Source organism: Pseudobutyrivibrio sp. C4 (genome assembly GCF_900111635.1).
Lineage (GTDB): Bacteria > Bacillota > Clostridia > Lachnospirales > Lachnospiraceae > Pseudobutyrivibrio > Pseudobutyrivibrio ruminis.
In genome coordinates this window covers 126,100-150,168 of the sequence record NZ_FOHF01000006.1, presented here as the reverse complement: position 1 = coordinate 150,168, position 24,069 = coordinate 126,100, and the positions used below count along the sequence as shown (strand labels likewise).

The 24,069-nt window shown below is 43.2% G+C and carries 20 protein-coding genes; 19 read left to right on the top strand and 1 reads right to left on the bottom strand.

What is annotated here, in order from left to right; translation table 11 throughout:
* Position 1: 1 nt before the first annotated feature.
* The 12 genes from BMY66_RS10555 to BMY66_RS10500 all read left to right on the top strand — a co-directional run bounded on the left by BMY66_RS10555 (position 2) and on the right by BMY66_RS10500 (position 14,521).
* On the top strand, positions 2 to 1,162 hold the full coding sequence (locus BMY66_RS10555; RefSeq protein WP_090395141.1) for a glycosyltransferase: 1,161 nt from the start codon (positions 2 to 4) through the stop codon (positions 1,160 to 1,162).
* A gap of 17 nt (positions 1,163 to 1,179) precedes the next feature.
* Entirely contained in the window at positions 1,180 to 2,142 is a 963-nt protein-coding gene (locus BMY66_RS10550) for a GNAT family N-acetyltransferase (RefSeq protein WP_090395140.1), read from the top strand.
* Positions 2,139 to 3,221: a WaaS/CpsH family glycosyltransferase gene (locus tag BMY66_RS10545; RefSeq protein WP_090395139.1), complete on the top strand. Its 1,083-nt coding sequence runs from the start codon at positions 2,139 to 2,141 to the stop codon at positions 3,219 to 3,221. Before BMY66_RS10550 ends, BMY66_RS10545 begins: the two co-directional genes overlap by 4 nt.
* Positions 3,222 to 3,330: 109 nt before the next feature.
* Entirely contained in the window at positions 3,331 to 4,158 is an 828-nt protein-coding gene (locus BMY66_RS10540; RefSeq protein WP_090395138.1) for an NAD-dependent epimerase/dehydratase family protein, read from the top strand.
* Between the two features lie 10 nt (positions 4,159 to 4,168).
* Positions 4,169 to 5,131, top strand: a complete 963-nt coding sequence (locus BMY66_RS10535) for a glycosyltransferase family 2 protein (protein WP_090395137.1) — start codon at positions 4,169 to 4,171, stop codon at positions 5,129 to 5,131.
* Positions 5,112 to 6,521 carry a hypothetical protein gene (locus BMY66_RS10530; RefSeq protein WP_090395136.1) on the top strand — a complete coding sequence of 470 codons (1,410 nt, stop codon included), beginning with the start codon at positions 5,112 to 5,114 and terminating at the stop codon, positions 6,519 to 6,521. The genes BMY66_RS10535 and BMY66_RS10530 overlap by 20 nt, the downstream gene beginning before the upstream one ends.
* Positions 6,518 to 7,189 (top strand): acylneuraminate cytidylyltransferase family protein, encoded by a 672-nt coding sequence (locus tag BMY66_RS10525; RefSeq protein WP_090395135.1) that lies wholly within the window; start codon positions 6,518 to 6,520, stop codon positions 7,187 to 7,189. The genes BMY66_RS10530 and BMY66_RS10525 overlap by 4 nt, the downstream gene beginning before the upstream one ends.
* A gap of 16 nt (positions 7,190 to 7,205) precedes the next feature.
* Complete coding sequence (locus BMY66_RS10520) at positions 7,206 to 8,765, top strand: aldolase catalytic domain-containing protein (protein WP_090395134.1); 1,560 nt, start codon at positions 7,206 to 7,208, stop codon at positions 8,763 to 8,765.
* A 171-nt stretch (positions 8,766 to 8,936) separates the two neighbouring features.
* Positions 8,937 to 9,500, top strand: coding sequence for a hypothetical protein (locus BMY66_RS10515; protein ID WP_090395133.1), 564 nt, complete (start codon positions 8,937 to 8,939; stop codon positions 9,498 to 9,500).
* A gap of 143 nt (positions 9,501 to 9,643) precedes the next feature.
* Entirely contained in the window at positions 9,644 to 11,338 is a 1,695-nt protein-coding gene (locus BMY66_RS10510) for a hypothetical protein (protein ID WP_090395132.1), read from the top strand.
* Position 11,339: 1 nt separating this feature from the next.
* A complete protein-coding gene (locus tag BMY66_RS10505) occupies positions 11,340 to 13,073 on the top strand; it encodes a hypothetical protein (protein ID WP_177175653.1) in 1,734 nt (577 codons plus the stop codon).
* Between the two features lie 2 nt (positions 13,074 to 13,075).
* The gene (locus BMY66_RS10500; protein WP_090395130.1) at positions 13,076 to 14,521 is read left to right on the top strand and encodes a hypothetical protein; all 1,446 of its coding nucleotides are present in this window, start codon (positions 13,076 to 13,078) and stop codon (positions 14,519 to 14,521) included.
* A 15-nt stretch (positions 14,522 to 14,536) separates the two neighbouring features.
* Here BMY66_RS10500 and BMY66_RS10495 read toward each other — a convergent pair whose 3' ends face one another.
* Complete coding sequence (locus tag BMY66_RS10495; RefSeq protein WP_090395129.1) at positions 14,537 to 15,736, bottom strand: glycosyltransferase 87 family protein; 1,200 nt, start codon at positions 15,734 to 15,736, stop codon at positions 14,537 to 14,539.
* Positions 15,737 to 15,848: 112 nt separating this feature from the next.
* Between BMY66_RS10495 and BMY66_RS10490 the strand changes: the two genes are divergently transcribed.
* Genes BMY66_RS10490 through BMY66_RS10460 form a run of 7 tightly spaced genes read left to right on the top strand, consistent with a single transcriptional unit; the run spans position 15,849 to position 24,039 of the window.
* Complete coding sequence (locus BMY66_RS10490; protein WP_090395128.1) at positions 15,849 to 17,330, top strand: hypothetical protein; 1,482 nt, start codon at positions 15,849 to 15,851, stop codon at positions 17,328 to 17,330.
* Between the two features lie 12 nt (positions 17,331 to 17,342).
* Positions 17,343 to 18,272: a glycosyltransferase family 2 protein gene (locus BMY66_RS10485; protein ID WP_090395127.1), complete on the top strand. Its 930-nt coding sequence runs from the start codon at positions 17,343 to 17,345 to the stop codon at positions 18,270 to 18,272.
* 3 nt (positions 18,273 to 18,275) lie between these two features.
* A complete protein-coding gene (locus BMY66_RS10480; RefSeq protein ID WP_090395126.1) occupies positions 18,276 to 19,943 on the top strand; it encodes a hypothetical protein in 1,668 nt (555 codons plus the stop codon).
* A 15-nt stretch (positions 19,944 to 19,958) separates the two neighbouring features.
* Positions 19,959 to 21,092 (top strand): dTDP-4-amino-4,6-dideoxygalactose transaminase, encoded by a 1,134-nt coding sequence (rffA, locus tag BMY66_RS10475; RefSeq protein WP_090395125.1) that lies wholly within the window; start codon positions 19,959 to 19,961, stop codon positions 21,090 to 21,092.
* Positions 21,082 to 21,621 (top strand): GNAT family N-acetyltransferase, encoded by a 540-nt coding sequence (locus tag BMY66_RS10470; protein ID WP_090395124.1) that lies wholly within the window; start codon positions 21,082 to 21,084, stop codon positions 21,619 to 21,621. Before rffA ends, BMY66_RS10470 begins: the two co-directional genes overlap by 11 nt.
* Positions 21,621 to 22,571, top strand: a complete 951-nt coding sequence (locus BMY66_RS10465; RefSeq protein ID WP_090395123.1) for a glycosyltransferase family 2 protein — start codon at positions 21,621 to 21,623, stop codon at positions 22,569 to 22,571. The genes BMY66_RS10470 and BMY66_RS10465 overlap by 1 nt, the downstream gene beginning before the upstream one ends.
* Positions 22,564 to 24,039 (top strand): DUF6056 family protein, encoded by a 1,476-nt coding sequence (locus tag BMY66_RS10460; RefSeq protein ID WP_090395122.1) that lies wholly within the window; start codon positions 22,564 to 22,566, stop codon positions 24,037 to 24,039. Before BMY66_RS10465 ends, BMY66_RS10460 begins: the two co-directional genes overlap by 8 nt.
* Positions 24,040 to 24,069: the final 30 nt, after the last annotated feature.

Sequence of the window (24,069 nt, the reverse complement as noted above, 5' to 3'; positions counted from 1 at the left end):
AATGAAAGTTTTACACATAGGAATGCCATCTCACTTTACAGAAGGGATGCTTTACCAGGAGAACATGTTAATTGCTATGAATCGTAAGGACGGCCACGAAGTTACTATCATCACGGACGTCTATCATTACGAGGGCAGCAAGCTTGTGAAGGGCCCAGAGGAGGACAGAATCCTCGACAACGGCGCCCGCCTTATCAGATTAGAATACGACCGAGTTTTCAACAGCGACCTTTGGACAGAAAAAATCCAAAAGTGCCGCAAGCTCAAGAAATATCTCAAGGAAATCCAGCCAGACACCATCCTTTATCACGGTGTGTGCGGATTCGAAATGATGGATGTGGCAGATTACTGCAAGCACCATCCAGAGTGCCTTTTCTTCATGGATAGCCACGAGGATTACACAAACTCAGCTATGACACCACTTAGCAAGGCATTCTACAAATTCATCCACGGCCACTTCGTTCACAAGGCGTTGCCACAGGTTGATAAGATTCTCTACCTTGGCGTGCAGATGAGAGATTGGCTCAAGGACATCTATGGCATTCCAGACAATAAGATGGAGTTCATGGCCATCGGCGGAATCATTTATTCTACCGAGCAGCAGCGCGAAGCTCGCCAGAACATCATCAATAAATATAGCCTTCCACAGGACGCCATCATCATGGCTCACTCAGGAAAGCTTTCAGCAGGCAAGCGCACAGCCGAGCTTTTGCAGGCATTCACACAGGTCAGCGACCCACGTCTTGCCCTGTTTGTATTCGGTTCCATTCCAGAGGATATGGAATCCACCCTTCGCCCACTTTTGGAGTCGGACAATCGTATCCGCTTCATGGGATGGAAGGTCAACAAAGAAATCGAGGAATTCCTTGCAGGTGTTGATTTGTACTGCCAGCCAGGCGGCCAGTCATCCACATTCGAGACTGCCATGTGCTGCGGCTGCGCCAACATGACATATCCACACGAGACCTACAAGGATGCAACATACAGCGATTGCAACGGCGAAAACTACTTCTTCGTGGAGACAGTTGAGGATATGGTAAACGTATTCAAGAGCATCACAGAAACACCAATGCTTTTGGAGCAGACAAAGGCCAAGTCATTTGCATTCGCAAAGCTTCAGTTTGATTACGAAGTAATCGCAAGAAGAATCTACACAGCTTAAAAGCTAAAGAGGATAAAATGAGTAATAAAGAACAGTTTGAAAAATTTTGCCAGGACAATTACGTGTGCATCTATTCAAAGCCATGGTGGCTTGATGCTGTAGTAGGCCCTGAAAATTGGGATGTATGGCTCTATGAAAAGGGCGGCCGTATCTGGGCTGCTATGCCATATTATCTTGAACAGAAAAACGGAATAAAGCGTATCACCAAGCCACCTCTCACACAGACAAATGGCTTGATTGTCAGCTACCCAAAGGACCCACAGTCCCTTGCAAAGCGCGCTAGCTACGAGGAAGAAATCTGTGACGCTGCCATCGAGTTCATCGAAAGCATGGGCCTCGATATTTACGAGCAGCAGTTCCAGTACAAGTACCAGAACTTCCTTCCATTTTTCTGGCACAGATATAGCGTAATTCCTCGCTACACATACGTTATCGAGGATACATCCGATATGGACCAGGTTGATAAAAACATCAGCAGCAAGTACAAAAACATGATCCGTAAGGGCGAGAAAAACGTCCACCACTTCGGCACCATCGACGCTGATACATTCTACACCGAGCATGAAAAGATTTTCGCTCGCCAGAATTTGCCAGTTCCATTTTCAAGAGAGCAGTGGCATCGTATATACGAAGCAGCCTACGCACACAATGCAGGCGAAGTTTTTGCAGCTCTCGGTGAGAACGATGAAGTTCTTTCACTTAGCTTTTTAGTTTGGGACGAGGAAAGCCTTTATCTTGATGCAGGCGGCCCAATTCCAGAGCACTCAAGACTTCAGACATACGACGCACTTGTCCACAAGTCAATCGAAAAGGCCCACGACCTTGGCCTCAAGTTCGACTTCGAAGGCAGCGTTGTAAAGCAGATAAATCACAGCTTCCGAGAGTACGGCGGCAGACCAGTGGAATACTATCGTTTCCGCAAGGTCTTCAATCCAGAAATCATCCGTAAGGAAGCAGAGGAAACTATTGCAAGATTATGATGAATACAGAGTTTGATTACAAAGTAGATTTAAAATCCAAGAACATTCTTATTATCATGCCAAAGTTCTACGCTTATCAGAACGAGATAAAGAAGGACTTGGTGGCCCGCGGCGCCAACCCTCATTTCTACGATGAGGAGCCAGAAAAGACAAAGTTCTTGATTATGAAAAATATTGAGAGCATCTTCCATAAGCCAAACATTTTTGATAGGTTCAACAAAAAGCTTACCAATCAGATTTTGGCAGAGATGCCGGCAGGCGGATATGACTATCTTTTGGTCATCCGCGGCAATGTTTTAAACGAATTGACTATCCACGAGCTAAAGCTCCACGCCCTCAAGGCCAACGGAAAATCCATCTATTATTCATGGGATTCCTTTGAAAACATGCGCCACAAAGGCGAGCTTGGCCGTCTCTTCGACTGGAGAGGCACATTCGATTCCGTGGACGCAGCTAATTCCGATATGGACTACAAGCTTCTTCCACTTTTCTATTCAGATGAATTCGATGCAAACAACATGGATGAGGTGCAGGAATACAAGTACGATTACGTCAGTGTTTCAGCCTTCTTCCCATTCAGATACAGATATTTCAAGGCATTCAAGGAGGCAAACAAGGACAAAAATCTTTGCCTTAAGCTCTATCTGAATCCTAGCGTATATCGCGGCAAAAAGCTGAAGGACCCTAAGCTTGTAAAGAACCTTGATATGGATATTGTAAGCTTCGAGCCATTCAGCCCAGATGCCATCCGTGACATGGTGAAGCATTCCAAGGCAGTCATCGACCTCGCCCATGAAAAGCAGCAAGGATTGACAATGCGTACAATGGAAACCCTTGGAATCAAGCGAAAGTTGGTAACAAACAACATTTATTTACGGGACTATGAGTTCTATAATGAAAATAATGCGGTGGTTCTCGAAAACCTACCTGCAAAATGCGACGAAGCCGAGGCATCAGGTGATTACTCAGCCTTCGTATTGCCGGATGAGCAATGGCTTGATAGCCCATATGTTGAAAATGAGCAGGTACGCCGTAAATATAGTATCCACTCTTGGATAGATAACTTATTTAACATTTAAGTGAGCCAGTAATTAACAAGCTCTGAGATTTCTCAAGCGAGATGTGTTATCGAGCGGAGAAATACTCAGGCTTGTGGATGTAACTGGCGGATTTGGATTAGGAGATATTATGAAGTATTTAGTTACAGGTGCAAATGGATATATAGGTCAGGGTGTGGTAAAGACTATGCTTGATCTCGGCGCAGAGGTCGTTGCTACGGATTTCCACACAGACGACGTGGACCCACGTGCAAAGCGAATCGACGCAGATCTTTTCACACTTGAGGACCCATATGGATATTTCGAAAAGCCAGATGTTGTGATTCACTTGGCTTGGCGCGACGGTTTCCGCCACGCTTCAGAAAATCATATGAACGATTTGCCACATCACTACGATTTCATTTCAAAGATGTGCCGTGCCGGCATCAGAAAGATGTGTGTCATGGGCACCATGCACGAAATCGGCTTCATGGAAGGCTGCATCAAGGCAGACACACCATGCGCACCACAGTCACTTTACGGTATTTCAAAGAATGCCCTTCGCCAGGCTACCATGCTCCTCTGCAAGGAGACAGGCGTGAAGCTTCAGTGGCTCAGGGGCTACTATATAGTTGGTAACGCTCACAAGGGTTGCAGCATTTTCTCTAAGCTCACAGCTGCAGCAGAGGCAGGCGACACCACATTCCCATTCACAACAGGCCAGAATCAGTACGATTTCACAGATTACGATTTATTCTGTGAGCAGGTTGCTAAGGCAGCTATGCAGGATGAAGTGCTTGGAATCATCGAGTGCTGCACAGGCAAGCCAATGAAGCTTGCAGACCGCGTAGAGAAATTCATCGAAGACAATGGGTTCTCTATCAGCCTTGCTTACGGCACATTCCCAGATCGCCCATACGACTCAAAGGCAGTTTGGGGAGATAGCTCGAAAATTGATAAAATCATGGCTTTATATTAAGGAGATTAAAATGAAACCAGTACTTTACATAGTTATTCCATGCTACAACGAAGAAAAGGTGTTACCTATCACAGCTCCAATGTTCCTAGATAAGATCAAGGAGCTTGTATCAGCAGACAAAATCGATGATAAGTCTCGCGTAATGTTCGTAAACGATGGTTCAAAGGACACTACATGGGAAATTATCAAGGACCTTGCAAAGCAGGATGAGCACTTCGTTGGCATCACACAGAGCCGCAACCGTGGTCACCAGAACGCAGTTCTTGCAGGCCTTATGGAAGCAAAGGATCTTTGTGACATCACTATCTCAATCGACTGCGATGGTCAGGACGATATCAATGCTATGAACGAAATGGTAGATGCATATTTGGACGGATGCGAAATCGTCTATGGTGTTCGCAATAGCCGCGCTACAGATACATTCTTCAAGCGCTTCACAGCTGAAAGCTTCTACAAGCTTTTAAATGGCATGGGCGCAGAGGTTGTTTTCAACCACGCTGATTACAGATTAGTTTCAAGCCGCGTGCTTAACGAATTTGCAAACTTCAAGGAGGTCAACCTTTTCCTTCGCGGAATGTTCCCACTTGTAGGTTTCAAGAGCACTAGCGTTTACTATGCAAGAAACGAGCGTATCGCCGGCGAAAGCCACTACCCACTTTCAAAGATGCTTTCCCTTGCATTCGATGGCATCACATCCCTTAGTGTTAAGCCTATCCGCATGATTACAGGATTCGGTATTTTCGTGGCTTTCATCAGCCTTATCTTGCTTATATATTCAGTGGTACAGCACTTCCTTGGCAATACAAATGCCGGATGGTCTAGTATCATGGTGGCAGTATGCTTCCTTGGCGGCATCCAGCTCATCTCACTTGGTGTAATCGGTGAGTACGTTGGAAAGACCTACATGGAGACAAAGGCTCGCCCACGTTATATCATTTCAGAGAGAACTTACGATGAAAGAACCAACGATTGAGAACTTCCTCGCCTTCGAGCGAGAGCACAAATGTAACCAAATAGAGATTGAGGGCATGCATGTGTGGGCTTTGTATCGATACGAAATCCACAATGCCATCAAGGCCGAGACGGTGGGCCGTACCGAGGGCGATGCCCAGGGGTTCACAAAGTCTGAGCTCATCAGGATGGCCATCAATGCCCTAAAGCCTTTCACTTATAAAAATGTGGATGTGCTTTTCATCGGAAACGGTCGTCGTACCAAGAATGCCGACACTGGTATCTACGAGGACATCTACTGCGATGAGATAGCAAAGAAGTACAACAGCGTAATTCTTGAGCATCCAGAAAACCACGGACATTGCACACCTAACGGAATGGACAATGTCTATTTTACTGATAGGGTGGCATTCCAGACCAACCTGGCAGTAAAGCTTTCAAAGAAATTCAATACTAAGAAGCGCCAGCAGCGCACAGCTGCCGTTACAGAAAAAATCGGTCCAATCCTTGATGCAATCAAAACAGAATTTGGCCCGGATTTAAGAGAAAAGCTTATTCCTGATATCGTTGATAGAATGTACTACATCGATATCACAAAGAAATATTGTGGCAAGATTTTGGACAAGGCTAATCCAAAGCTCATCATCGAAATCTGCTACTACGCAATGGAAAGCTACGCTATGAGCATGCTTGGTCACGAGAGGGGCATCCACACCGCGGAATACAGCCACGGCTTCGCATTCCCTACTCACACACCAATGCAGTACAATCCAGAGGATCATCTCACTGAGCTTCCAGACGACGAGCTCATCTACAGCGAGACACAGCTTCCAATTGTGCACCTGCCTGACAATGTAAATATGATCACAGTAGGCTTCCCATTTTTCGAAAAGCAGAGAGCCCACTACCAGGCAGAAAATCCAAAGGACGACAAAACCATCTGCTTCATTTCAACCCTTGCAGAGGGCGAGCAAATCAGCAAGGTGGCAGCAGCAGTGGCAGATATGATTGGGGAGGAATACCGCATCATCTACAAGCTCCATCCACTGGAGTTTGGCTACTACAAAAAGCGTTATCCTTGGCTTGTAAACGACAAACTTGATGTGATTTCTAACAACGAAAATCACATCTTCAAATACCTTGCCGCATCAAGCGTGGTTGTCAGCACCCGCACAGCTTCAGTGTGGGAAGGCATCGGCTTCGGCTGCGACACCATCCTCTTAAACTATGGTGACACCGCCGTAAATATGGAGTATTTTATAAAAGAAAAGAATGTGCCGCTGGTGAATACAGCAGAGCAGGTTGTGGACCTTATCAAAACAGGTCGCGCCGGCAAAGTAGATCCAGATGGTATGTTTGAACCTAACGCATTTGCGAATATAAGTAACTACATAGAGAGGTATATAAAATGAAAACAGTAGCTTTTGTACCAATAAAGATGAATAACGAAAGATTACCAGGCAAGAATACTAAGTGCTTTTCAGACGGCACACCCCTTGTGCGCGTTATAACTGAAAAGCTTGCAGCCCTCAAGGGTGATTGCATCGATGAAGTTTACTGCTATTGCAGCAACCCAGCTATCAAAGAGTATTTGCCTGAGGGAGTAGAGTTCCTTGAGCGCCCTACATTCCTTGATGACAAGTTCTGCAAGGGTCGTGCAATTTACGAGGAATTCGTAAAGACGGTAGAGGCTGATGTTTACATTCTCTGCCATGCCACAGCACCTTTCACTACTACAGAGCACATCAAAGAGTGCATTGAGGCAGTGCAGCAGGGCAAGGCATCATCTGCATTTGCAGGCCAGAAGCATCAGACATTCTTCTGGAAGGATGGCAAGCCATTCAATTTCGATTTGAGCAACCCACCACGTACACAGGATATGGAAGCATTCTACACAGAGAACCCATCTCCATACGTATTCACAAAGGAGTGCTTCGCAGAGACTCACGCAAGATGCGGTCTCAACCCATACATCGTTGAGTGCGATGCAGCAGAGTGCGTAGATATTGATAACGCTGACGATTTCGAGTTGGCAGATGCAGTATACACATTCCTCAAGTCAAAGGGAAAGTTAAAGTAAGAAAGTAAGGTTTTTTATGGAACAGCACATTAGATTATTAGACTGTACTCTCCGTGACGGTGGCCACATCGTCCAGGGTAAATTCGGCGAGTCAGTTATCAAAAACACAATCAAAGGATTGGTAGAGGCAGGCGTAGATATTATCGAGGTTGGTTTCCTTTGGGACAGCGTCAATGACAAGGACACAGCTCGTTTCTACACAATCGAGGATGTTAAAAGAATTTTGCCAGAGGATAGAGGTCATTCTCATTTCTCACTTATGGCAGATTTCATCGATTTGGAGCACTTGGAGCCATGCGACGGAACTATCGAATACATCCGTCTTTCATTCAAGAGATGGCGCCTTGACTGGGGCCTCAAGACAGCCCGCATCCTTATGGACAAGGGATACAAGGTCTTCATCAACCCAGTAAACAACAACGTTTATTCAGATAAGGAATATATCGAGGTCCTTGAAAAGGTTAACGAGCTTCACCCATACGGTTTCTCAATCGTAGATACCTTCGGCGTAATGCGTGTTAACGACCTTTCACACAGATATTATTTGGTAGAGAACAACCTTCTTCCAGATATCACAATCGGTGTTCACTTACACGAGAATCTTGGCTTGGCATACAACCTTGCTCAGCACGTAGCTCAGATTGCCAACCCAACACGAAACATCGTTATTGATGGTTCACTTCTTGGAATGGGCCGTGTGCCTGGCAACCTTTGCATCGAGCAGATTGCAGATTACATGAATGAGCAATACGGAACAAGCTACGCCCTGGAGCCAATCTATGATGCAATTGACGACTACATCGCACCAATCAAGGCTCGCGAGCCATGGGGCTATGCAATTCCATACGCCCTTTCTGCAAAGTACTACTTACACCGTACATATGCAGAGCATTTGATCAACAAAAAGCGTCTCAAGACAAAGGACATCCAGCGTATCCTTTCACAGGTGGACCCTTCCGAGGCAGAGACCTTCAACGAGGAATACATCGACAAGCTCTACATGGAGTACATGGATGTTAAATACGATGACAAGGCAGATTTAAAGAATCTTTCAGACATCCTTGCAGGCTACAAAAACATCCTTGTTATGGCTCCAGGCGAGAGTCTCAAGACATCTGCGGACAAGATCGCAGCAGCAAAGACAGCTGACACATGCACTATCGCAGTAAACTTTGTGCCAGAGGCAGGTGCCGATATCATCTTCCTTACAAACACAAAGCGCTACGACAGCATCAAGGATAAAAAGGGCGATAGCAAGCTAGTTATCACTTCAAACCTTATGCGTGATATCGAAAGCTACGACGCAGCAATCGCTTACAACGAGCTTGTATATTTCAACGACGAATACAATGACGATTCCACATTGATGCTCATCAACCTTCTTGTTAAGCTCGGCGTCAAGGAGCTTAGCTTCGCAGGCTTCGATGGCCGCAAGAACGGCAAGCTCAACTTCGTGGACAATTCGCTTGATGGCCACCAGGACAACCCTGAGCGCAGCCAGAACACAAAGCGAATCTTGGATACCGTATTTGCGGATGTGAAGAAGAACTTCATTACAGAAAGCGAATATAAGTAAATCAGACTCCATTGCCTAAGAACTGGGCGATGGAGTTTTTTATAGCAATTTTTTATTCATCAATTGTTCAGAAATTATTCTTGATTTCAACATGCTTATGGAGTAGACTCGAATTAGAATAATTCCATAAAATAGGGAAATGGGGTTAAATTTAAAAGGAAGGTGTCTATTATGAAGAGATTCAAGATTGCAAAGGTTCTCTCTCTTGCACTTGCTGCAGTATTTGCAGTATCAGTATTCACTACTAGCGCATCAGCTGCTAGCCGTGCAGATGAGTACAGAAGAGAGCTTACTACTGAGGAAGTTCAGTGCCTCTATTCAATGTTTGATGCAAAGTTTTATGCAAGCGCAAATGCTGATGTAATGGATTATTATGGATTCGATTACTACACAACAGATTGCGACATGACATTGTTTGCTCACTTCTTAGCATGTGGCCTTTGGGAAGAGCGTCAGCCAAACGCACAGTTCAACGTAGATGTTTATGCTACTAGAAACGTTGATCTTCGTGCAGCTTATGGCGATGACATCGTTGCATACTATGTTCACTATGCAACACATCCAGAGGAAGTTACATGGCGTGTAACACCAACACTTGGTGATGCATTCAGAAACGGTATCACAGTATACTCTGTATACGATATGGTACTTGGTTCAACATCAGCTGTTAAGGCTGGAGCACTTCCAGTACAGACAGTTAATTATGCACCAGTACTTGGTATCGGCGTTAAATAATTAGCAAAATATGTATTATGGGGCCTAGGGTTTTCCTAGGCCCTTATTTTGTACTTTTTCCGGCGATTAGCCTATGATATAATAAATTGAACTATGTGCAAAAACGCTTATTCTCATAGGCGGCATAATTTAAGGAGATACTAATGGGTTTTTTTGAAGAGAAAAAGGGAGTTTTAAGAGGAATTTTGGGCCTGGCTGCTCTTGTGTGGGCAATCATCACTTTGAACACAGGCCTTTTTATAGATGAAAACGGCGTATTGGCAATTTATAAGGGAATCTTCCAGGGGCAGAGGATGTTTGTGGATGCCTGGGGCCCACTTCAGATGGGAGGCCTTTTCACATATCCACTGTTTGCACTTTACGAGTTTGCGTTAGAGCCACTTATCTATCCACTTGGAATTGGATTGGTTCTCTATCTTCGTATCGCATATACGATAATCAGGCTTGCTATCTGCATCTACCTTTATTCAGTTTTAAAGAGAACAAAGTATGAGAATGGAGCCTTCTACGCTAGCTTATTCGCATTCCTTTTCATAATGAGCTACAAGGCTATTTCGTATAAATCGATTTGCGATTTTGGAGTATTGCTTTTCATTGCATACGGCATTCGCTTCCTTGTTACAAGCAAGCCTGCATACGTAGTACTTATGGGAATCGCTAGCTGTATTGCAGTTATTGCATACCCATCCATGATTATCCTTCCAGTATGCTTCGGCGTGATCCTTCTCATCCTTAGCTACAAGGGATACGAAATGATAAAGCCATTCTGGATTTATCTTGCTACATGCCTTGTGATAGCAGCACTTGTGATTCTTTATCTGCAGCTTACATCAGGCCTTGGCAATATCATTCCACAGCTTCAGTATCTAGAGGATTCAGATTACGACCAGAGCCTTCCAGTCCGCATCGGCATGATGCTTGCAGAATACGCAGTGTTCGCAGTAGTGGCATATCTTCCAGTTTTATTTGTAAAGATTCTTGGAAAGTATCGCTACGTAGATAAGTATGGCCTTGGCGTTGTATTGTCACTTTACTGGGCAGTGTTCATGCTTGCAATTTGCGCGCTTCGCTCAGATAGCATCAGCGATTCACGCTTTGCATACGGCTGCTTGCTTCCATTCTTCTGGCTTCCAGTTCTTATCCAGCCAGAGAAAAAGGCTGACTACACAGTCATTGGCCAGTACAGCAACAACAGCCTCAGTGGCAATATTTTGCTTCAGTTCATTTTTGCAACATCGGCAGTGGCACAGTTCGCTTGGCTTCTTTCTACAAACCAGGATATTTCCGTGCCAGCCCACATGGCATACTATGTGGTCCTTGCAGTGATTCTCATTGCTTGCCAGGATGATAATGGCATGGGCTTCCTTGTTACAGCACTCACTATCGCGGCTCTTTTCTTCGGATGCTTCTGGGTTGCAGAGGGCAATGGAGGTTTCGCCAGCATCGTTTCAGAAAGATGGCTGGTAGAGGATGGAGCTTTCAAGGGTATCGCCCTTACACCAGATGATTACAATGCTAATCTTAGCGTGATGGAGCTTCTTGATACATATGTTACCGAGGATGATTATTTGCTTGTCGCTTTCGGAAGCAACAGCACAGGCTATCTCAATAGCGATGCTCATCAGGCAGCAGGCAGCGCCTACATGCGCACCCACATCAATACCAGAATACTTGATTATTGGAATGTTAATCCTGAAAATACAGCCACATACGTGCTCATCGATGAGAGCTGTTCAAAGTATGAGAAGTTCGTTGAATCAGAGGCAGGACAGTATATTCTCAGCACATATACAGTAGAGGTAGGTAGATCAGGCAATTTCGTATTGCTCACAAAATAATATGATAAAAAAACTAACAGAAAACAAAAGAATATTAACGAGCCTGTATTTCTTGATACTGGCTGGGGTGGCCCTGATAGCCTCCCTGCCGGCATTTAGAAATGGCATTTATAACGGTCACGATTTGTGGTTCCACATGGGACGTATCGAAGCCATCGCCACAGAGCTTTCAAACGGTCAGTTCCCAGTTCGCTTCGAGACCACAGGCTGGTATGGCAATGGATATATTTCCACCACCATGTATGGCAACATCTTCCTGTATGTTCCAGCGTTGCTACACATGGCAGGCTTGGCCACATACAGGTGCTACAACATATACGTGATTTTGACCAACATAATCGGCGTTGCCATTGCAGCATATTCCTTCAAGGGAATCTTCAAGGATAGGAGATGGGCACTTCTTGCTACATCCACATATATGCTGGCTGGCTACTATATTTCAAATGTGTACATGCGAGCAGCAGTCGGCGAATACACAGCTATGATTTTCATTCCACTGCTTGTGTATGGTATTTACCATATCCTGTTCGATGATAATCATGATGGTCTGATTCGCACCACAATGCCACTTGTAATCGGCACCACAGGCATTATCGAATCACACATTCTGACTACAGTTATGGTGGCCCTTGCAATATTTGTTTTCCTAATCATCTGTTTGAAAACAACAATCGGTCACATAAAAGAGTTATTATTTGCACTGGTCATGATTGTGTGTTTAAACGCATTCTTCCTGGTTCCATTTTTGGACAGCTACACATCCTACGATTTCAACGCGAGCGTAGGTACAGCAGGGGAAAACATCCAAAAGTTTGGCCTGTATCTGGACCAGGTATTCGGCCTGTTCCCAGAGGGAAGCGGAAGCATGTACGAATGGACTAGCGCAGGCGAGGAATACACACGCCTTGGCGTGGTTCACGTGGTGGCATTTGCACTGATGATACTGACGATAATTCTCAAGAAAAAGCTGGCTTTGACCAACACAAGCTTCAAAAGAATCCTTAGCATCTTCATTATCGGCCTCATTGCAGCCTGGCTTTCATCAGCATATTTCCCATGGGGAATCTTTGCGGGAGATAATGCTGTTTCAAATATCATGCGCTCAGTCCAGTATCCTAGCCGTTATTTGGTCATCCAGACCATCTGCTGGACGCTGTGTGGCACATACGCGCTGAGAGCCGTTCTGGAGGCTATAAAGCCCGATAAACAGGCTATCACTTACGGCCTTGCAATCATTTGCATAGGGATGCTTGCATTGGCCCAGACAGGATGGTTCATGTACACACTGTCTTGCAGGAACTACACCATCCAAACCATAGAGGGAAGGGAAAACTTTGCAGATGGGCTTTACCTACAGGTAGGCACAGATACATCAGACCTTGCCACAGAAGCAGAGCTTCTGGAGGGCGATGACTGCACAGTTCAGGATTTAGGATATAGCAAAGGCGTGCGACAGATTCTTATAGATAATGAATCCAAAGAATCTGCCACAGTGCTTGTTCCTATATTTAATTTTAAATACATAAGAGCTTTTGATTCAGCTGGCATTGAATATCAGCTTGAATCAACAGATGGCAACCAGTACCAGGTACAGGTGCCAGCCGGATTTAACGACACACTGTCTGTTAAGTTCGTAGCGCCATTCGCATGGCGTTTTTCAGAGGGGGTTACATTAATTACATTACTAGCTATTACTTTTGTACCCGCCCTGAAGAGGGGGAGGAAAGGAGTTTAATATTGAAGAATAATCGTTATGTTGCGATTGGGTTAGCTGCTATTACACCGATACTGGGGTGTATTCTGTTTTTGTTGTACAACGGTATCGGATTTACGGAATATTCCATAGCTTGCTCCCAGTGGAATGATGAGTTTACTTACTACAAGCAGGTGGAGGCAATCATTGCATATGGCAAGCCACTTGGCTTCTACGGCTTCAACGAAAGCCACGCCCTTTGGGGCAACCTTGGTGGATGGAGCTTTGCTATCCACTTGCCATTCGTTTTAATTGGAAAGATATTTGGATGGACCTACACCACACCGGTGATTTTCAATATCGTAATTTCCATAATAGGCCTTGTTGCTTTTGCTGCGATTATGAAGCTCACACTTAAGCAGCAGCTTGTTGTAAGCGGACTTTGGCTTGGATATTCAGTAGGATTGAGATACATCTTTTCGGCATCACCAGAGGTGTTGATTTGCGTTCTCTTCTTGATGCTCCTCACATTCATGTATAGATATTACAAAACTGGCGCAGCATACTGGATGATACTCTCGGATGTTTGCCTCTTTTATCTGTCGCTGATGCGTGGCTATTACGCAGCCTTCGTGCTAGTGCTCGTCTACATGGCATGGGAAAAGCATGGCTTCGGACATAAGGTGATATATCAGGTAATCGTAGGTGCTGCATCGGCCCTTGGCTACGCCCTTATCATCCACTATTGCCTGGCTGAGTACTTCTCACCAGATGTCACAATCGATTGGGTGAACCCACTGATTCTTTTAAAAAAGGAAGCAGTAGGGGCTCTGGAATCACTTAATTATATGTGGCAGGCTTTGCAGCTACAGTCAGTGCGAGGCAGTTGGTACATCATATATCTCTTTGTAGGCATCTTCGTGTTCTACAAGATATTCAAGGATAAAAGAAAAGGCTATATCACGGCAGCCTTAGTATGGTTTATACTTCCATGTGCCCTTTGGGCGATTTACAATTCCAAGGAAGGCTGCCGCCATTTGATGGCCTGCGGCTTTATCGGCATCATCTTTATGTCGGTGCTGGCTAGACACCGCTGGATAAACATCGTGTCCCTTGTGATTGTATTCTTTACCACATGGCTTTCAGCAGACAGTTTCTACACCGATTTGGTAAAGCCAGATCAGGCCCAGATAGAAACAGTGGCAGAGGCCCAGGCAGAGCTTACAGAGCTCATATCACTGGATAGCGACGATGAATGGGACAACACCATCATCTGGAGCTTATCTACCTACTTCAACGATTTGTATGCAGTTCCTGCGGGGATGGGAATCAATTGTTGCGAGGATGAGTTCCTCATTGAAAACGTTGGAAACTTGAATTCAAAGTATATCGCCACAATGAACGGCGATACTATAGACGCACTAGTAGAAGCCTACGGGGGAGAATTAATCTACAGCTACGGTCAGACAAATATTTATAAATTAAGATAAAGAGATTGCAGAGGTTTAGGCCTCTGCAATCTCTTTATTAACTAATTCTTTATTAAGAATAATCATATATGAAATGTAAACTATCAGGTTGATAACAGCCATTGTCCACTCGTTTACTGTGTTGTTGAACAGATATCCACCGTAAGTGGTAAGTGATATGCATGTGAGGGCTACAGCAAGTGGGATTGTTTTCGCTATCATAAATGCAATCATGATTGCCAGGATTTCATAGCAATATCCATATCTTTCGTGCATAGCAGGAAGGAAGAATATGGTGGTATATGTCATGATAAATGCCATGAGGATGATGTTGCGGTTTGTAAGCTCTATGGCATTTCTAATCCACATATAAACCAGGCATCCAAGGACAATTACTACAAAGGCCATAGCGGCATGCTTAAGTGTGCCATAGGCATCTGCGCCTGTGTAATCAGTTCCGTCTGCAAGGACTCTCCAGAAAGTAGGATAGCCATTTGCAAGAGACTGGTGAAGGCTTGTGTTGTCTGTGTAGATGTGAATCATCTCGCTAACAGTTCTGCCCTGCACTAAAGCTGGAAGGCTCAGCACAATCATCATCACTGGGATGAGGAAGAAATAAATAATGCTGAATCTTCTCTTGTAAAAATAGTAGAACAGGAAGAATGGCATTATAAAGATTGCCTGGAACTTAAAGGCAAATGCGATACCGTAAAAAATAAACGTTGGTAAATACTTTTCCTTGCGAAGAAAGATGATTGCAAGGATAATCCAAAATACATAGATGGAATCACACTGTGCCCAAGCTGCCGAATCCATAAATACAACTGGTGAGCAGCTTACAGCGATAAATGCAAGTAATGCAAGCTCTTTCTTCTTATTAATAGCCATATCGTAAACTAAGTAAGCTACCGCTCCAGCCATCAAATAATCGAATATACAGCTGAGAATCTTGTAGCCATATAATGGATTTACAGGGATGTAGGTCATAATCGCAATCAAAAACTGATATGGGAAATTGTAATTAAGACCCTCTACAGGAACGGCTAAGCCACGGATGCCGCCATTTTCCTTTATAGCATAGTACCATGGAAGAAGGCAGGAATCTGCATCGCTAGTGTACACATCCTTTAGCGCATATCTGATAAAAAAGCTGATTAAAACAGCTGCCCCAAAGGCGATGTATACAACGTTTTCAGCCATCCACTTCAAAATACGTTCTTCTAATTTGAATATCATGAATAATCTCCTAATTTTGATATAAAAATAGCTTTATGTTATAATTTTTAATACTTATGTGATTATATAATAAAATCGCAATAGATGAAAGAAAATATATGTGGAGGCCCCAATGGCTGATAAAATTCTCAAGAATAAAACAAAGATTATATTCGCACTTTTATATTTGATTTTATTTCTACCAAATATCTATTCTATATACTATTCGGTTCCTGCTAGCGACGATTTTGCTATGGCACTTGGCAGGGATGCTTATGGCAATTCAATTTTTGAATTCTTTGCAGCAGTGCCTTTCTTCTTTTTGCAAAGAGGCGGCACCATGGTTGCTTTCGTTTTTGAACTTTTGTTAAACCCACTTAATCTTCATATTCATTTAGGACATTCTTACGGCGTATACATGATTATTGCTTTTTTGCTTTGCATGGCTGCCGTCCTTTATGGTGTAAAGACAATCGTTAAATACATGCTTCGTAATCACACTGATTCGGATTTGATTGCTTCCTCAATCACTTTCCTTACAGCTGTGATGCTCATCGAAAACTACTATTACGTAGAGGCATACAACTGGTACGTTGGCATGATTGCATATCCTATGAATATGGCATTTATGTTCCTGGCAGCTGCTTATATCATTCGCTTCGGCCAGACAGGAAAAAAAAGGTTCTATATCTGGGCTATCATCACTGGCACACTTGCTGCCAACACTACAGCTTTGGATATACCACTTGGAATTTTCTTCCTTTATATAGTTTTGATTAATAAAGAGTTTGATAAATACATTTCAAATCTCTTCAAGAAATATTTACCACTGATTTGCTATATCGCGGCAGGCATCATTGCAGTGGCAGCTCCTGGCAATTTTGCTCGCCAGAGCCAGTACACTGAGGAAGTGTCGGTTAGCAATTCAGTAATCCAGACCATTGTCGATGTAAAGTTCTTCGGTATGGCTATATTAAAGGAACGCTCAGTCACACTGATTATCATAGCAGTGCTCGTTATCATAGGCTTTGCAATCAGCTCTGGTAAGAAAAGTAAGCCAGGCAACATCATCCTTTATGGTATTGCCTCAGTTTGCATCTGGATGGGATGCCTCCTTCCATATGTATATGGTCGTGGAATGACTCGCACTTACCTTGATGTGCGTATGCAGTATGTATTCGATTTCTTGTTTGAAATTACCATCTGCCTTGGTGCGCTTATGATTGGTCAGTGGATTGGATATATCGTAAATGCGAATTTAGAAAAGATTGGATACATTGCAGCAGCTGCTTTAGCTGTACTTGGTGCCTTAGCACTTATCGTAACTGGTCGCTACGCTACTACAGTTTCCTATGAGGTATATGCAAAGCGTGCTGAAATAGCAGCAAGCTACGATTTGTGGAATGGAATCCTTCTTGAGATAGAGCAGAGCTCTGATGAGGATGTGGTTGTAGACAGAGATTACAATGTCTCGTGGAACAAATACTTCCTTTACTCAGGAATGGAACCAGGGGAGGTATATGCAGTGGATTTGGATGCATTCTATGATTCACAGCAAATCCTTCCAAATGTTTATTATGCAAAGAAATCCATTACAATAAATTACCCAAGATAAGAGGAAAAATCATTGAAAAAATTACTTTCAATTGTAGTGCCTTGCTTCAATGAAGAAGAAGCAGCACCGATTTTTTACAACGCAATAAAAGAAATGGAAGACAAGATTGCTGCCGTGGATATCGAGTTTGTTTTCGTAGATGACGGCTCTAGGGACAACACTCTGCAGGTCTTCAAGCAATTAAGACAGCAGGATGAGCGTGTTCACTATGTATCCTTCTCACGTAACTTTGGCAAGGAAGCTGGCATATATGCAGGCCTTGAAAAATCACATGGCGACTATGTGGTAATCATGGATGTAGATTTGCAGGATCCACCATCAATGCTTCCAGAGATGCTTTCATGCATTGAAAGTGGCGAATACGAATGTGTAGCTACTCGCCGTGTTGATAGAAAAGGTGAGCCACCAATCCGCTCATGGTTTGCTCGTAAGTTCTACAAGATTATGAACAAAATCAGCAGTGCTGATATTGTGGACGGAGCTCGCGACTACCAGATGATGACTCGCAAGGTTGTAAATGCCATTCTTTCTATGGGTGAGTACAACCGCTTTAGCAAGGGAATCTTTGGTTGGGTAGGCTTCAAGCGTAAATGGCTTGAATTTGAAAACGTGGAGCGTGTAGCAGGAGAGACTAAGTGGTCCTTCTGGAAGCTATTCATCTATGCGATGGATGGCATCGTGGCCTTCAGCACAGCGCCGCTTACACTGGCGTCATTGTTTGGCAGCATCATGTGCATAGTGGCATTTTTATTTATTATAGTAATCATTATCAGAACACTTATATTCGGTGATCCAACAAACGGCTGGCCATCAATGGTCTGCATCATCCTGTTGGTATCCGGCATCCAGCTTCTCTGCCTTGGTATTCAGGGCCAGTACTTGGCAAAGACATATCTTGAAACAAAGAATAGACCAAAGTATTTGGTTCAGGAAGAGGAGTAGGAAATGATACAAGAATTATTACAGAAAAAGAATTGGCTTGTTTCATTAGTAATAGTGGCAGTGGCCCTTGCGGCCCTTTGGATTATTTGCCCTATCTGTTTCCAAAACAATGATGACAAGGTGTTGATGTACCTTACGGCAGGCTACACCACCGGCACACCGGAAGCGGGCACTGTGTTTGGAAGCTTCTATTATTATGGAATAATCGCTTTATTTTATAGAATATATTCAGGCGTTGCTTGGTACACCATATTCGAGCTTGGCATGGTGGCAGCCAGCCTTTGGATTATAGCTACCAGCTTTAAAAGCATCATTGGAAAAGTGGCATTCATTATTATGTTTCTTTTCTGCTTCATGCATTTTTCAACAGCTTTGCAGTACACAGCCACAGCAGGTCTTGTTGCAGGTGCAGCAGCTTGCAGTCTTATTGCAAGTATGGAATCAGAAAAGCTTTTAGAAAGCGGATTCGTGATTGCGGTAATCATGCAGGTTTGTGCATATGGCATTCGTAAGCAGTTTGGCTTGGTAGGATTTGCAGCAGTGCTTATTATTTTGTTCTTCCAGTTCTTCACAGAAAATGAAGACAGCAGAAGGCTTGTCATCAAAAAGGCAATCATCATGGTAATCGCTATGGCCCTTGCCTTCGGCAGTAACGCTATCTACGAAAAAGCTACAGGCATAGCTGAGTTTAACGAATATTACGCCCAGGCAGGCACATGGATTGATTATCCTCACCTTTCATATGAGGAAGATGTAAACGGAGTGTACGCTTCAGTAGGCTGGGATGAATCCCTTTACAATGCAGCCAGCAATTGGTTTTTCATGGACGAGAACCTCACCACAGAAAACTTTGCGACTATCGTAAATGCGTACCAGGGAGCAGGCCTTACAAAAAGAGAGTATGTAGAGCGTGCTTATAACCTCATCCTTGCAAGTCAGGTGGTAAACATCCAGGTGGTAATCTGGATCGCATTGCTTCTACTTAGCAACATCCTGGCAATCAGAAAACTTATAAATAGAAAAGCTATCCTTACAATAGATGCCCTCTTTGGAATGTTTGCAGTGGTATCAATCTATTTCTTGATACAGGCACGCTTCCCAATGCGAGCATATCAGGCACTTGTATTTATTTTCTTTGTGCCATCAGTTGCAATGATGATTAGTGAGCTTACAAAGCTTGAAAGCAAAAGGCCTCTTATCGCGGCAGCAGGTCTTATGGCAGTTATCATGGTAGCAGGTTTCATATTAAAGCCTGATACAAACATGGTTAAATATACATACACAGTTGCTCATGATATTTATCGTGAGGCGGACATCAATCAGTCCAATAGCTTGGAAAACTACGCAATAGAGCACCCTGACAATATGTACATCTATGATTTGTCGCTGGCTCTTCCAGCGGACCCATTCACTGTGTATAAAAATGGCGTTCCAAAAAATCTAGTATTTTGGGGCGGATGGGTGTACAATACACCAATGTATTGGAAACAAATTCATGCCAATGGTTTTGATACACTTTTCATCGACCAGTTCGTGGGAGGAAACGTGTATTTCTGCGGCACAGAGGTTTCTCATACGTTAATTGATTATGTTACAGTACGCAACCCAAATGTCACTGTCACAAGGACAGATGAGTTCGACGGAATAATAATTTACAATTTTATTCATTAATTAAAGGAGCAGACTATGATTCCATTTAACGTACCACCATGTGTGGGAACAGAGATTAACTATATTACAGACGCTATTTCAAAGCACAAGATTTGTGGTGATGGCGAATACACTAAAAAGTGCAATGCTTGGTTTGAGGAAAAGACTGGAGCAAAGAAGGTCCTTCTTACAACTTCTTGCACACATGCTACAGAAATGGCAGCACTTTTGTGCGATATTAAGCCAGGTGATGAGGTTATCATGCCTTCATTCACATTCGTTTCTACAGCAGATGCTTTCGTACTTCGTGGGGCAACAGTTGTATTTGTTGATATTCGCCCAGATACAATGAATATCGACGAGACAAAGATTGAAGCGGCTATCACAGACAAGACAGTTGCAATCGTTCCTGTTCATTATGCAGGCGTAGCTTGCGAGATGGACACTATCATGGACATTGCAAAGCGTCACAACCTCAAGGTTGTTGAGGATGCTGCTCAGGGTGTTATGAGTACATACCACGGCAAGGCACTTGGTACAATCGGTGACTTTGGTGCATACTCATTCCATGAGACAAAGAACTATTCAATGGGAGAGGGCGGAGCTCTTCTTATCAATGACGAAGCTAACACAGAGATGGCTGAAATCATCCGTGAAAAGGGTACAAACCGTGCTAAATTCTTCCGTGGACAGATTGATAAATACACATGGGTAGAGGCTGGTTCTTCATACCTCCCATCAGAGCTTAACGCTGCATACCTTTACGGACAGCTTGAAAAGGCTCAGGAAATTTTTGATGATAGAATGAATTCTTGGAACAAGTACTACGATGCTTTCAAGGAGCTTGCAGATGCAGGCAAGGTAGAGCTTCCTACAGTTCCAGAAGGATGCGAGCACAATGCCCACATGTTCTACCTCAAGTGTAAGGATTTGGAGGAGCGTACAGCTCTCATCAGCTATGCTAAGGAAAACGACATCCTTATGGTATTCCATTACATTCCACTTCACTCAGCACCAGCTGGAAAGAAGTACGGTCGCTTCGCAGGCGAGGATGTTTACACTACAAAGGAGAGCGAGCGCTTGGTACGTCTTCCTCTCTACTATGGTCTTACAGACGAGGATCACGCAAAGGTTGTTAAGGTAGTAAAGGATTTCTATAATGGACGCTAGTATTAAATTAGAAGGTGAAAAAGTTTATTTGACACCTATGCAGCTTGATGATGCTGAGGATTTTGTTAGATGGCGCAATAGCGATTTAATCAAATCTAAATTCATCTATAGAAAAGATATTACAGTTGAACAGCAGCGCCAGTGGATCAGCACAAAGGTCCTCACTGACGAAGTTGTTCAGTTTGTCATCTGGGATAAACAGGACAATAAAAAGATAGGCTCAGTTTATTTACAGCATATCGATAAAGAAAACAAGAAATGCGAATTTGGCATTTTGATAGGTGAGGAAGCATATCTTGGCGGCGGCCGTGGAACAGAGGCTAATAACCTTATCTGTGACTACGGTTTTAAGCATATGGATATGCACAAAATCTATCTGCGTGTTCTTGCAGAAAACATTCCTGCAAGACGTTCATACACTAGGGCAGGTTTTACCGAGGAATACAAATCACATGATGACGTGTGGGTGGAAGGCCAGCCAGAAGACGTAATATTTATGTCTAAATACAGTGACGGGAGTACAAATTAATGAAAATATCCTTTGTGATACCATGCTATCGCTCTGAAAACACACTTCAGGTGGTAGTAGCTGAAATAAAAGAAAAGATGCAGACTATGGCAGGTTACGATTATGAAATCGTCCTTGTAAACGATTGTAGCCCAGATGCAACTTTTTCTGTAATCAGAAAGCTTTGTGAAGAAAACAAAAATATCATTGGTATTAACCATGCTAAAAACTTCGGACAGCATGCCGCACTTATGGCAGGCTTTCATTTTGTATCTGGCGATATTGTGGTTTGCCTTGATGATGACGGCCAGACACCAGCAGATGAAGTGGATAAGCTTATCGCTAAAATCGAGGAAGGCTACGATGTAGTTTATGCTCAGTACGACCACAAGCAGCACTCTGGCTTCAGAAACTGGGGCAGTCATCTCAATAAAAAGATGACAGAGGTTATGCTTAATAAGCCAAAGGAGCTTTATGTTTCTAGCTATTTTGCAGCTCGTCGTTTTGTTGTGGATGAAATGCTTAACTACAAGGGGGCATACCCTTATGTAATCGGCCTTGTACTTCGTACTACAAAGAATATTTGCAACGTAAGTGTTAACCATAGAGAGCGTATGGAAGGCACTTCAGGATATACATTCAAAAAGCTTCTTGGCCTTTGGATGAATGGTTTCACATCATTCTCTATCATTCCACTTAGAATTGCTTCTTACAGCGGTTCGTTTATAGCATTTATAGGCTTTATTTACGCTATTTATGTCATTATCAGAAAGCTTGTAGATCCAACCAGAATGCTTGGCTGGAGCTCTACAATAGCAGTAATACTTATACTTGGAGGGTTTATCCTTCTTGTGCTTGGTCTTATTGGAGAGTATGTAGGACGTATATTTATCAGCATCAATAATTCTCCGCAGTACGTTATCAAGAACATTATTAACTATGATTCTGACATGGAGAATAAGAATGTTTAAGAAAGAGAATCTTTACAGATGGCTACTAGCTCTTGGCTACCTAGCCATCTTTCTTCCGTTTATATATTCCATCTTTTACTCAATGCCAGCAAACGATGATTTTGCCTGGGCTATTGAATGGTGGTCGAAAAATCGTGTAGTAGAAATGTTCCATCGAATCGCTTGGAACTATACTAATTCATTTGGAAATTCTGGAATCTTTGCAATCGCAATTCAGGTATTGTTCAATCCTTTATATCTTTTTGACAATGCAGGCCACAGCTTTGGCATATGTATGATTTTCGTAAATACCATAATCATGGTAGGTGTGCTTTGGGCTACTAGAACTGTGTTTAAATACCTTTTTAAGATTGAAAAGGCAGTGGTGCTTGATGTAATAACATTCCTTGTTGCACTACTTGTAACAACAAGCTATTACTATAGCGATGTTTATAATTGGTGGTCAGGCACTCCAGGATATTCAGGAATGATGATGATGTGTGTCATCACAGTTGCAGCAATGCTTCGTTATCAGGACGATGTTACAAGCAATGAAAAGTATGTAGCCATGATTATCCTTGGTATGATTACATGCACTAGCATGATGTACTGCGTGGCTATCGGTTCCATGTATGTAACACTATCATTCATCATGGGATTTAAAAATGGTGAGAGCATCAAGCGCAAGATATTACCATTAGTGCTATATATCATTTCAGGAATCCTTATGGCTATCGCACCTGGTAATTACACTAGAATGTCCAATGAAAACAGTGCTGGCAATAGCTTGTTCAATGCCATAATAGTCACTGCTTATCGCATTTACTTTAGATTAAAACTTACTTTACAGACAAAGCCATGGGCTGTAGCAATATTTGCAATAATCTTTGTCCTTGGACTTTATATTGGAAGTAAACGTAAGCTTAATATATTCAAAGTCCTATTTGGATACATTTGCATATTCATATCTGCTTTCAGCGGCTTACTCTTATATGTATATGGCTCTGCAAAGACAATCGATGCAGAGTTCACACCACGTGTTTATTACGTGGAGGACTACATGATTTTTATTGGATCTGCAGTAGCAGTATTTGCATTAGGAGCTTGGTTCAAGCAGACTTTAAAGCTTCAGATGAAAGCATCTGTTATGGCGGCAGTTGCTTGCCTATGCATCGTAGCAGGCGGTGTGCTCTCATTAAAGGGTGGAGCTTACATGCAAATCATTCAGTACGATATTTATCAGAAATCAGCCCTCATTAAGGAAAGCTGGTATTTCTGGGATGATATTTTGAATGAGGTAATAGCAGCAGAAGACGGAGCTGAAGTAGTTATAGACAGAGAAAATGTGGACTGGTGCCAGTATTCCTACTATGTAAGCTTGGATGAAATTCCTCGCGAGACACTTACAGAGGATGCAAAATATGGCAACTGCAACCAGTGTGCATCAAAGTATTACGGGGTGGATTCGATAATAGTAAATCTTTATTAATCGCCAAATCGACTAAAATATAGATGCACA

Excerpts from the sequence above, each read along its gene's own strand:
- BMY66_RS10525 (WP_090395135.1), top strand. The coding sequence starts at position 6,518 with ATGAAAACAGTAGCTTTTGTACCAATAAAGATGAATAACGAAAGATTA.
- BMY66_RS10510 (WP_090395132.1), top strand. The coding sequence starts at position 9,644 with ATGGGTTTTTTTGAAGAGAAAAAGGGAGTTTTAAGAGGAATTTTGGGC.
- BMY66_RS10505 (WP_177175653.1), top strand. The coding sequence starts at position 11,340 with ATGATAAAAAAACTAACAGAAAACAAAAGAATATTAACGAGCCTGTAT.
- BMY66_RS10515 (WP_090395133.1), top strand. The coding sequence starts at position 8,937 with ATGAAGAGATTCAAGATTGCAAAGGTTCTCTCTCTTGCACTTGCTGCA.
- rffA (WP_090395125.1), top strand. The coding sequence starts at position 19,959 with ATGATTCCATTTAACGTACCACCATGTGTGGGAACAGAGATTAACTAT.
- BMY66_RS10540 (WP_090395138.1), top strand. The coding sequence starts at position 3,331 with ATGAAGTATTTAGTTACAGGTGCAAATGGATATATAGGTCAGGGTGTG.
- BMY66_RS10480 (WP_090395126.1), top strand. The coding sequence starts at position 18,276 with ATGATACAAGAATTATTACAGAAAAAGAATTGGCTTGTTTCATTAGTA.
- BMY66_RS10460 (WP_090395122.1), top strand. The coding sequence starts at position 22,564 with ATGTTTAAGAAAGAGAATCTTTACAGATGGCTACTAGCTCTTGGCTAC.
- BMY66_RS10520 (WP_090395134.1), top strand. The coding sequence starts at position 7,206 with ATGGAACAGCACATTAGATTATTAGACTGTACTCTCCGTGACGGTGGC.
- BMY66_RS10470 (WP_090395124.1), top strand. The coding sequence starts at position 21,082 with ATGGACGCTAGTATTAAATTAGAAGGTGAAAAAGTTTATTTGACACCT.
- BMY66_RS10530 (WP_090395136.1), top strand. The coding sequence starts at position 5,112 with ATGAAAGAACCAACGATTGAGAACTTCCTCGCCTTCGAGCGAGAGCAC.
- BMY66_RS10490 (WP_090395128.1), top strand. The coding sequence starts at position 15,849 with ATGGCTGATAAAATTCTCAAGAATAAAACAAAGATTATATTCGCACTT.
- BMY66_RS10555 (WP_090395141.1), top strand. The coding sequence starts at position 2 with ATGAAAGTTTTACACATAGGAATGCCATCTCACTTTACAGAAGGGATG.
- BMY66_RS10495 (WP_090395129.1), bottom strand. The coding sequence starts at position 15,736 with ATGATATTCAAATTAGAAGAACGTATTTTGAAGTGGATGGCTGAAAAC.
- BMY66_RS10465 (WP_090395123.1), top strand. The coding sequence starts at position 21,621 with ATGAAAATATCCTTTGTGATACCATGCTATCGCTCTGAAAACACACTT.
- BMY66_RS10535 (WP_090395137.1), top strand. The coding sequence starts at position 4,169 with ATGAAACCAGTACTTTACATAGTTATTCCATGCTACAACGAAGAAAAG.
- BMY66_RS10545 (WP_090395139.1), top strand. The coding sequence starts at position 2,139 with ATGATGAATACAGAGTTTGATTACAAAGTAGATTTAAAATCCAAGAAC.
- BMY66_RS10550 (WP_090395140.1), top strand. The coding sequence starts at position 1,180 with ATGAGTAATAAAGAACAGTTTGAAAAATTTTGCCAGGACAATTACGTG.